Raw genomic sequence first — 9171 nt, 5'->3', positions numbered from 1 at the left:
ATCAGCATCTCGGTGGCGTCCGGACGCTCCAGCACGCCGAGCTCGACAACGGTGTTGGAGCCCTTCCGATACAGATGGGCGAGGAAGCCATCTTCTATCTCGGCCTGGTCGATTCCACCGTAGGCCTGGATGAAATCCCGCGCGCGATCCATCCGTCCGGAGCCCAAGAACACCAGGGAGACAAAGGTCGCCAGATCCTCCGCGCGGCCGCCGCGGTGAGCGTATTCGTAGTCGAGGACGGCCGTGAGCGCGCCCTCGGCCGAGAAGAGCAGGTTCTCGTTATGGAAGTCGCCATGCACCAGATCATCGCGGGCGGCGAGGCGGCCGACGAGACCCTCGCGGTCCAATCTCCGCCTCAGCTCATCCTTGACCCGCAGCAATTCGAGGACCGGCGCCGCCACGGCAGGCTTCGCCGCCCGGCAATGTTCGTGTGCAGCCTCCAGCCGCGCCGCGGCGGCCTCTTCGGGTGGGAACATCTCGTCCAGGCTTGAGGGCGGCGGCGCGGCTCCCCTCGGCGCCGAATGAAGCGCCCTGGCCGCGGCGGCAATCGCTGTCAGGGCGGCGTCGTCAAGCCCATCCGCATGCCGCACCGCGCCGTCCACGAACGCGGTTAGGCTGAACACCTGGAGACCCCGTCGCCACGACCGCGCCCCATCCCGGCTGGGGATGCGGCCAGGCGGTGGCAGGCTGGCGGCCGGAAGGTCGCGCACAAAGGCGTCCGCCCGGGCGAGCGACGCCTCCTGGGCTTCGGTGGTGCGCTTGAGGACGAGTTGCCTTTGGTCCGCCCAGACCAACAGGTTCAGCGAACTATAGCCCCCCAGCCGGCCTACGGGCGAGACCGTCTCGAAGCCCCACGCCCGAGCCACGCCCGCGAGGGCGTCAGGCTGAAGTGCGCTGCGCGCGGCTTCGGCGTCGGGCAAGTTCATCCTCGGGCTGCCTCCGGGGCCTAATGCTGGTCCGTCACGGGATTTCCCTTGTCACCGGATCCCCGGCGATACGGGCGGGCTAGGTTTTCACGGCACGGGTGGCCATGCAGGTCGGGAAGTACCGCGAGCGCCCGGTCGGCCCGCTTTCGCGGTCTTCTAAGTCGCGATCCTCGAACATGTGGGTCAGGACGAAGCCCGCCGCGAGTTGCCCGCCGATCTGCTCCTCCAGCGTATGGCTGAACTCCACCGTGTGGTCCCGTTCGATCATCTCACGCAGTATTTCCGGCGGACGATCCACGATGTCGGAATAGGGCAGGGCGAACTTCACGACCATGTCGTCGCCCGGCTCAGCCTGGGTGTCGAAGACATAGACCATGGGGTTCATGAAGCCGGCCAGCAGGATCCCCCCTGGCCTCAAGACACGGTGACACTCTTTCCAGACCGACAGGATGTCCGGGGAAAAGAGATTGGAGACCGGATGGAATATGAGGTCGAATTGGGCCTCCGCGAAGGCGGAGAGGTCATGCATGAAGCCTTGCACGGTGGTTAGGGAGAGGCCCTCGCGCTGAGCCACCATATCGTCCTGGGAGAGTTGGGAGGAAGACGCGTCAAACACCACCACCCGCGCGCCCGCAGCCGCGAGCACGGGGCCTTGCTGCCCCCCGCCGCTCGCTAGGCAAAGCACGTCCTTGCCGGCGATGTCCCCGAACCACTCCCGTGGCGTCGGCTTGTTCGGGGTCAGGACGACGGACCATTCGCCGGCCCGGGCCCGGCGGATGCACCCCGGTGAGACCGGACGCGTCCAGATATCCTGCGCCTCGACCCGCCGATTCCAGCCGACGCGGTTGAGTTCGCGCACCTCGTCCGGTTGCATGTCGATCGGCTCCCAAAACGCCTTGGCGCGTGTCCGCCCCGAGGCATGCGCCTAACACCAGAGCCCGATCACGGGAAGCCGTTAGCGCCTGGGTTTCGCCCATGTTAGTCGAGGGGAATACGGCGAAATACGGCGGAATAAGGTGATGGGTGCGGTATCCCGATCCGACATTCCCCGGGGGATTTTCGGGATCGCAAATGCCTTTTGTGACGAGCCGCAGCAACCAAATCCACTATTCGGTGGAGGGGTCAGGCCCTCTCGTGATCCTCCTCCATGGGCTGCTCAGTAACGCGAAGAGCTGGAAGCGCTGGGGCGTCGTCGACGCGCTTGCGGATGGCTACTGCGTCGCCTGCGTGGATTCACTCGGTCACGGCCTAAGCGACAAGCCTTCCGACGAAAGTCTCTATGGCTTGGAGGCTAGGTCGCGTGACGTCGTGGCGGTGATCGATGACCTGGGGTTCGAAAATGCCCACGTTCTCGGCTATTCGATGGGCGGTTGGCTTTCTGTAGGGGTCGCTAAATACCATCGCCACCGGCTGTCCTCTCTCTCATTGTTGGCGGCTGGAACATCTTGCATGGCGTCACACAAGCCGGTTCTTCACCGGATGGAGATGCGTCGAGCTTCAGAGATCAGATTGCCGCAGCGCGAGTCACTGCCCCGGCGATGGTCAAATGGGTGACGGCGGACGTCGAGCCAGGCCTTTGTGCTTGCTGGGATGCGCTTGCCGACCTTCGGGGCGCTCGCGACGCGGTCGTGGACGCGGGTGTCCCCGTGCTGCTCTGGAGCGGTCGTGACGATCCAAGCCACGAGCCGATGAGGACGTTTGCGGCGGCCGAAAGCCTCGAATTTCTATCGACCCCCGGGGATCACGCCGGCGCGATCTGGCAGCACGGTGCGGAGAGCGGCAGAGGTATTCGTGCCTTTCTTGATGCGCATTCAAACTGAAATTGGGCCTCCAGGTGCAACAGGCTGAGGCTCGTTTCTCAGATTTGCACCCGCTCGGTCTCAGCGAGGCTGACTTGGTCGGATGGCGGAATTCGGTGGCAGGTCCGGTATTCTCAATCTCATTTAGGCGAAGCACCGCATCCCCCGCGTGGGGTGGACCTAGGCCAGGTGGCTGGTGTCATTGTAGCGCCCGAGGCGCCAACGGGCATCGTCGTACCGCCATTCGGTGATCCCGGTGTTGGACGGATCCAGCCAGGCGCGATCCCAAGCTGTGATGGCGAGGAGCTTCAAAAACGCCGTGACGATGAAGCCGGCATGGGTGACAGCCAGCACGTTGCGCCCGGCATAGCGTTGCGCCAGCTCCTCAAGCGTCCAGGCGACCCTCGACTCGAAATCCTTCCAGCTCTCCCCGCCCGGCGAGAAGGGCCGATCCGGCTCGTGCTGCGGATTGAACGTGCCGTACCGCGCACGATAGGCGCCGCGCTGCAGGCCATCCGCCTCTCCGGGCACCTGCTCGCGAAGATCGGGTACCGGAACGATCGCGTCCAGCCTGAGCGCCTCTCGGAGTACCTCGGCGGTCTGACGGGCCCGCGGCACTGGGCTGGACAGCAGGATGGGCCATTCAGCAGCGTCAGGCCAACGACGTACCCGCTCACTGAGGGCGCGAGCCTGAGCCAGGCCTTCCGGCGTTAGCCCCTGACAGCCGCGCAGGTCGGCGATAGTGTTGGTCACCGCGTGGTGCGAATGGCCATGCCGGATCAGGAGCAGTCTCATCAGGGGCTCGGCTCAGATTGGACCGGAATCCGGTGGCAGGTTCGATATTCCCCGCCGAGAGACTTGAAGCCTAAAGGCCGCCCGAATACCGGATCTGTCACTGGATTCCGGGCTTGCGGGTCGTCCTAGCGGTCAGCGTGGGGAACCTGAACATGTGCCCGGGAGCTCCAGGCTCTGCGCCGTGGAGATCGAGGGTGACCCCGGCTGGCCCTTCCTGCGTCTCCAGGCGGTGCACGATCGGATCATAACCGGGTGTCACGGGGACCGGGTTGAGGGCTGGGACCTTCTTGCGGGCGGCAGCCATGGTCGATTTGAACGTACGTTCTACCGGAGCGCCATAGGTGAAGACTTCGCACTCGCCGGGCGAAGGCTCTGTAATCACCATATATCCGAGCGCGGAGGCAATTTCCCAGATCTCTCCGTTTGGGTTCGGCGACCTCACCAACCCCCGCATTCCAGGGCTGGCAACCGTCAGTCGGGCGCGAACAGCCGGCGGCAGGTTAGCGATACCGCCGCCGCTCAATGACGCTTCTAGGCACACATCCACGGCGGCCTCAACGAACGCAGCGCCCACGTCAACGGATGCCGCCGCGATTGACTTCGTCGCGACACCGCCAACCAGTGCGAGTGCTAGACCCGTCATAATGAGCCGTCTGTGCATCAGAATCCTCACTCAACTAAGCTGTTGCCAAGCTGTCCGACCAGCACCACTTCACTGCCTCACCTGAGCACCAAACAAGACGACAGAAAGTACATCCGCCAGCTACATTGATTATCGTCGAAAGTAACATCAGGGCATGAGCTCGTCGAGCTATATAATTTTGTGATCTGCGATCGTGCTGAGGACATGGGTGGGTCAGGCTCTTGGGTCGATTGTGTTCAGCTTGATGGGCCCGAGTTTTCGATCTTGAGTATGCCGTGGTCCATGCAGGGTAGCAAAAGCGACAGGAATCCGCTGACAGGTCCGGTATTCACCGCACCCCCCAAACAAGTTGGGTTCCCCCCGCGAATGGGCTAAGCCTCCGCCGCAATTTCCGCCGCACACCGGGGCCTTCGCCATGACTGAGATCGTCGACATTCTTGCCCGCCAGATCCTCGACAGCCGGGGCAACCCGACGGTGGAGGTGGATGTCGTCCTGGAGGACGGGTCCCTCGGCCGGGCGGCCGTGCCGTCGGGCGCCTCCACCGGCGCGCATGAGGCCGTCGAGAAGCGGGATGGCGACAAGTCCCGTTACGGCGGCAAGGGCGTGCTGGCGGCGGTGGACGCCGTCAATGGCGAGATCTTCGACGCCCTGGCGGGCTTCGACGCCGCCGACCAGCGCCGGCTGGACATGCGGATGATCGAGCTGGACGGTACGGCCAACAAGTCGCGCCTGGGCGCCAACGCCATCCTGGGCGTCAGCCTGGCGGCGGCCCGGGCCTCGGCGACCTCCGCGGACCAGCCCCTCTACAAATATGTGGGCGGGGTCGGTGCCCGGGTCCTGCCGGTGCCGATGATGAACATCATCAATGGCGGCGCCCACGCCGACAACCCGATCGACATCCAGGAATTCATGATCCTGCCCACGGGCGCCGGCAGCTTCGCCGAGGCCCTGCGCATGGGTGCCGAGATCTTCGCGGCCCTGAAGTCAGGCCTGAAGGCCGCCGGCCACAATACCAATGTCGGCGACGAGGGCGGCTTCGCCCCGAACATCGCCTCCGCCGAAGAGGCCCTGGCCTTCATCGTCCGCTCGGGCGAGGCGGCCGGCTATGCGGCGGGCAAGGACTTCCACCTGGGCCTGGACGTGGCCTCCACCGAGTTCTTCCAGGACGGCGCCTACCACCTGCACGGCGAGGGCAAGCGCTTCGATCCGGCCGGCATGGTCGGCTACCTCGAGGACCTGGTGGCCAAGTTCCCCATCGTCTCCATCGAGGACGGCTGCGCCGAGGACGACTTCGACGGCTGGAAGCTCCTGACCGACCGGCTGGGCGGCAAGATCCAGCTGGTGGGCGATGACCTCTTCGTCACCAACCCCGTCCGCCTGGCCGACGGCATCCGCCGGGGCCTGGCCAACTCCATCCTGGTCAAGGTCAACCAGATCGGCACCCTGTCCGAGACCCTGGACGCCGTCGATATGGCCCACCGGGCCGGCTACACCTCGGTGATGAGCCACCGCTCGGGCGAGACCGAGGACTCCACCATCGCCGACCTGGCCGTGGCGGTAAACTCGGGCCAGATCAAGACCGGCTCCCTGGCCCGCTCCGACCGGACCGCCAAGTACAACCAGCTCCTCCGCATCGAGCAGGAACTGGGCGACCAGGCCATCTATCCCGGCCGCGCGGCCCTGAAGGCGCTTCGTTAGGGGGGACGCCAGGGGGCAACTGAGCCGCCGTTGACCCCCTCAGTCGGCTTCGCCGACAGCTCCCCCTGAGGTGGAGCAATTAGCGCTCTAATTCCGCCCCCAAGGGGGAGGTGGACCGGGGTGAAACCCCGGGACGGAGGGGGTCAACGGCAGCCGATCCTTCGCCTCCCGGAAACCCAAAGTTAATCCGGCAGGGCCAAGAATAGGGGCCTTGGAAACGGTGAGTCGTAGGCCGCCTTGATACAGACCCTTCGCACCTACTGGACGACGGCGGCCCTGGGCCTGCTGATCGTCTATTTCGGCGTTCACGCCCTCACTGGGGACCGCGGCATCCTGTCGACGGGCGAGCGGGACCAGGCCCTGCTCGACCGGCAGGCCGAGCTGGCCACCCTGTCCCTGCGCCGCACCGAGCTGGAAACCCGGGCCTATCTGCTCAGGGATGAGTCGATTTCCGCCGATCTTCTCGATGAACGGGCCCGGGCCCTGCTGGGATTCACCGATCCGAGGGACTATGTGATCCGGGTCAGGCCCTGAAGGGCCGGCGTCCGGCGGGTCCGGACCGTTCTGGGGAGTCGCTGATGGCGCGCGCCGCCGCTTCTGGAAAGTCTCGCAAGACGACGGCGGTTGCCGCCCCACAGGGCCCGGAACGGGAGCCCCTGCTGGCCTGGTATCGCGACATGCTGTTGATCCGCCGCTTCGAGGAGCGGGCGGGCCAGCTCTATGGCATGGGACTGATCGGCGGGTTCTGCCACCTCTACATCGGCCAGGAGGCCATCGCCGTCGGCATCCAGGCCGTGCGCAAGCCGGGTGACCAGGTCATCACCGGCTATCGCGACCACGGCCACATGCTGGTCTGTGGCATGGACCCGCGGGAGGTCATGGCCGAGCTGACCGGCCGGGCGGGGGGCTCGTCCCGGGGCAAGGGCGGCTCCATGCACATGTTCTCCACCGAGGCCGGCTTCTACGGCGGGCACGGCATTGTCGGCGCTCAGGTCAGCCTGGGCACGGGGCTGGCCCTGGCCAACAGCTATCGCGGCAATGGCAATGTCGCCTTCGCCTTCTTCGGCGACGGGGCGGCCAACCAGGGCCAGGTCTATGAGAGCTTCAACATGGCTGAGCTCTGGAGCCTGCCGGTCGTCTACGTCATCGAGAACAACCAGTACGCCATGGGCACCTCCATCGAGCGGTCCTCCTCCGAAACCCACCTCCACCGGCGGGGGGCCTCCTTCCGAATCCCCGGCGAGGAGGTTGATGGCATGGATGTGGTTGCGGTCCGTGAAGCTGCAGCCCGGGCCGCCGATCACGCCCGGTCGGGGCAGGGCCCCTACATCCTGGAGATGAAGACCTACCGCTATCGCGGCCACTCCATGAGCGATCCGGCCAAGTACCGCACCCGCGAGGAGGTGGATGAGGTTCGCCGCAATCGCGATCCCATCGACCACGTGCAGGAAATCCTGATCGAGAAGGGCTGGGCCGACGAGGCGGCGCTCAAGGCCATCGACGCCGAGGTCCGCGCCATCGTCGCCGACGCCGCCGAGTTCGCCCGCATCTCGCCCGAGCCGGACCCCTCCGAGCTCTTCACCGACATCTACGTAGGTGCGGAGCGATGACCGACATCCTCATGCCGGCCCTGTCGCCCACCATGGAGGAGGGGACCCTCGCCAAGTGGTACGTCAAGGCGGGCGACGCCGTCCGCTCAGGCGATGTCATCGCCGAGATCGAGACCGACAAGGCGACCATGGAGGTCGAGGCGGTGGACGAGGGGGTGATCGAGGCCATCCTGGTTCCGGAAGGCACCGAGGAGGTCAAGGTCAACACCCCCATCGCCCGGCTGTCCGTCGTCGCCGGCGAAGCGCAGGCAACGCCATCGCCCGCGCTTCCACCACCCGCTCCCGAAGCGCACCCGACGCCGCCGCCCGCGCCTGCCGCAGCGCCCGAGACCCGCTCTGCGGACGCGCCGGCAACGCCTTCGGGACGCAGGCTTACCGTTCGCGACGCCCTGCGTGACGCCATGGCCGAGGAGATGCGCCGGGACGAGACGGTCTTCCTGATGGGCGAGGAGGTTGGCCAGTACCAGGGCGCCTACAAGGTCAGCCGGGGCCTGTTGGAGGAGTTCGGGCCTCGCCGGGTCATCGACACCCCCATCACCGAGCACGGCTTCGCCGGCCTGGGCGTCGGCGCCGCCATGGCCGGCTTGCGGCCCATCGTCGAGTTCATGACGTTCAACTTCGCCATGCAGGCCATTGATCATATTATCAATTCGGCGGCAAAAATTCTCTATATGTCGGGCGGGCAGATCACCTGTCCCATCGTCTTTAGGGGCCCCAATGGCGCTGCAGCCCGGGTCGGGGCCCAGCACAGCCAGGACTATTCGGCCTGGTATGCCCACGTGCCCGGCCTGAAGGTGGTGGCACCCTACGACGCCGCCGACGCCAAGGGTCTGCTCAAGGCCGCCATTCGCGACCCCAACCCCGTGGTTTTCCTTGAGCATGAGATGCTTTACGGCCAGGAGTTCGAGGTCCCCGACGACCCGGATTGGACCGTACCCATCGGCAAGGCCCTGATCCGCCGGCCGGGCCGGGATGTCACGCTGACGGCCCATTCTCGGATGGTCGGGATGGCTCTTGAGGCAGCGGAAATCCTTTCGAAACAGGGGGTTGAGGCAGAGGTCATCGACCTTCGCACCCTGCGTCCCCTGGACCATGAGACCATACTGGAGAGCGTGAAGCGGACCAACCGGATCGTCAGCATCGAGGAGGGCTGGGCGCCCATGGGGGTCGGGGCCGAGATCGTCGCCCGGGTGGCCGCCGAGGCCTTCGACTGGCTCGACGCCCCGCCGCTCCGGATTGCCCAGGCCGATGCGCCGCTGCCCTACGCCGCCAACCTCGAGGCCCTCGCCCTGCCGTCGGTGGAGCGGATCGTCGAGGCGGCCCTCAAGGTCTGCTACCGGTGAGCGCCCTGTCCTGGAGGGCTGGAGGCTGTCACTGCGGGCGGGTGCGCTTCGAGGTCGCGCTGCCCCCAAGGCCGGAGGCGCATACCTGCAATTGTTCAATGTGTTCAAAGGTCGGATTCATCCATCTGATCGTGCCGGAGAGCCAGTTCCAGAGGGTCCAGGGGGAGGGGGATCTGACCGAGTACAGCTTCAATACCGGCGTCGCCCGGCACCTGTTCTGCCGCAGCTGCGGGGTGAAGAGCTTTTACCGCCCCCGCTCCAACCCGGACGGCTGGTCGGTTAACGCCCGCTGCCTGGACCAGGCCGTCGAAATGGACCTGACCGAGTTCGACGGCCGCAACTGGGAGGCCAACGCC

Annotated in this window: 10 protein-coding genes; 6 read left to right on the top strand and 4 right to left on the bottom strand. The window is 66.0% G+C overall.

What is annotated here, in order from left to right; all coding sequences use genetic code 11:
* Both WCJ52_RS09165 and WCJ52_RS09160 read right to left on the bottom strand, forming a co-directional pair.
* Positions 1–926 (bottom strand): aminoglycoside phosphotransferase family protein (locus tag WCJ52_RS09165; protein ID WP_336903002.1); only part of this gene is annotated, 926 nt, incomplete at its 3' end.
* A gap of 79 nt (positions 927–1005) precedes the next feature.
* Positions 1006–1800, bottom strand: a complete 795-nt coding sequence (locus tag WCJ52_RS09160) for a methyltransferase domain-containing protein (protein WP_336903001.1) — start codon at positions 1798–1800, stop codon at positions 1006–1008.
* A 197-nt stretch (positions 1801–1997) separates the two neighbouring features.
* Between WCJ52_RS09160 and WCJ52_RS09155 the strand changes: the two genes are divergently transcribed.
* Positions 1998–2480 (top strand): alpha/beta fold hydrolase, encoded by a 483-nt coding sequence (locus WCJ52_RS09155; RefSeq protein WP_336903000.1) that lies wholly within the window; start codon positions 1998–2000, stop codon positions 2478–2480.
* A 425-nt stretch (positions 2481–2905) separates the two neighbouring features.
* Here the strand turns inward: WCJ52_RS09155 and WCJ52_RS09150 are convergent, their stop codons facing one another.
* On the bottom strand, positions 2906–3520 hold the full coding sequence (locus WCJ52_RS09150) for a histidine phosphatase family protein (RefSeq protein ID WP_336902999.1): 615 nt from the start codon (positions 3518–3520) through the stop codon (positions 2906–2908).
* Positions 3521–3617: 97 nt separating this feature from the next.
* Complete coding sequence (locus tag WCJ52_RS09145) at positions 3618–3902, bottom strand: hypothetical protein (protein ID WP_336902998.1); 285 nt, start codon at positions 3900–3902, stop codon at positions 3618–3620.
* A gap of 676 nt (positions 3903–4578) precedes the next feature.
* On the opposite strand from WCJ52_RS09145, the gene eno reads away from it, so the two are divergent.
* The 5 genes from eno to WCJ52_RS09120 all read left to right on the top strand — a co-directional run.
* On the top strand, positions 4579–5862 hold the full coding sequence (gene eno, locus WCJ52_RS09140) for a phosphopyruvate hydratase (protein WP_336902997.1): 1284 nt from the start codon (positions 4579–4581) through the stop codon (positions 5860–5862).
* A gap of 237 nt (positions 5863–6099) precedes the next feature.
* The gene (locus WCJ52_RS09135; protein ID WP_336902996.1) at positions 6100–6396 is read left to right on the top strand and encodes a septum formation initiator family protein; all 297 of its coding nucleotides are present in this window, start codon (positions 6100–6102) and stop codon (positions 6394–6396) included.
* A 44-nt stretch (positions 6397–6440) separates the two neighbouring features.
* Entirely contained in the window at positions 6441–7472 is a 1032-nt protein-coding gene (gene pdhA, locus WCJ52_RS09130) for a pyruvate dehydrogenase (acetyl-transferring) E1 component subunit alpha (protein WP_336902995.1), read from the top strand.
* Positions 7469–8815, top strand: a complete 1347-nt coding sequence (locus WCJ52_RS09125) for a pyruvate dehydrogenase complex E1 component subunit beta (RefSeq protein ID WP_336902994.1) — start codon at positions 7469–7471, stop codon at positions 8813–8815. The genes pdhA and WCJ52_RS09125 overlap by 4 nt, the downstream gene beginning before the upstream one ends.
* Positions 8812–9171, top strand: a 360-nt coding sequence (locus WCJ52_RS09120) for a GFA family protein (RefSeq protein ID WP_336902993.1), incomplete at its 3' end; no start/stop codon positions are given. The genes WCJ52_RS09125 and WCJ52_RS09120, both read left to right, overlap by 4 nt.

Source organism: Phenylobacterium sp. (assembly GCF_037138395.1).
Lineage (GTDB): Bacteria > Pseudomonadota > Alphaproteobacteria > Caulobacterales > Caulobacteraceae > Phenylobacterium.
The sequence above is the reverse complement of the archived record's forward strand: the minus strand, read 5'-3'. Positions and strand labels throughout refer to the sequence as shown.

Excerpts from the sequence above, each read along its gene's own strand:
- pdhA (WP_336902995.1), top strand. The coding sequence starts at position 6,441 with ATGGCGCGCGCCGCCGCTTCTGGAAAGTCTCGCAAGACGACGGCGGTT.
- WCJ52_RS09150 (WP_336902999.1), bottom strand. The coding sequence starts at position 3,520 with ATGAGACTGCTCCTGATCCGGCATGGCCATTCGCACCACGCGGTGACC.
- WCJ52_RS09160 (WP_336903001.1), bottom strand. The coding sequence starts at position 1,800 with ATGCAACCGGACGAGGTGCGCGAACTCAACCGCGTCGGCTGGAATCGG.
- WCJ52_RS09125 (WP_336902994.1), top strand. The coding sequence starts at position 7,469 with ATGACCGACATCCTCATGCCGGCCCTGTCGCCCACCATGGAGGAGGGG.
- eno (WP_336902997.1), top strand. The coding sequence starts at position 4,579 with ATGACTGAGATCGTCGACATTCTTGCCCGCCAGATCCTCGACAGCCGG.
- WCJ52_RS09155 (WP_336903000.1), top strand. The coding sequence starts at position 1,998 with ATGCCTTTTGTGACGAGCCGCAGCAACCAAATCCACTATTCGGTGGAG.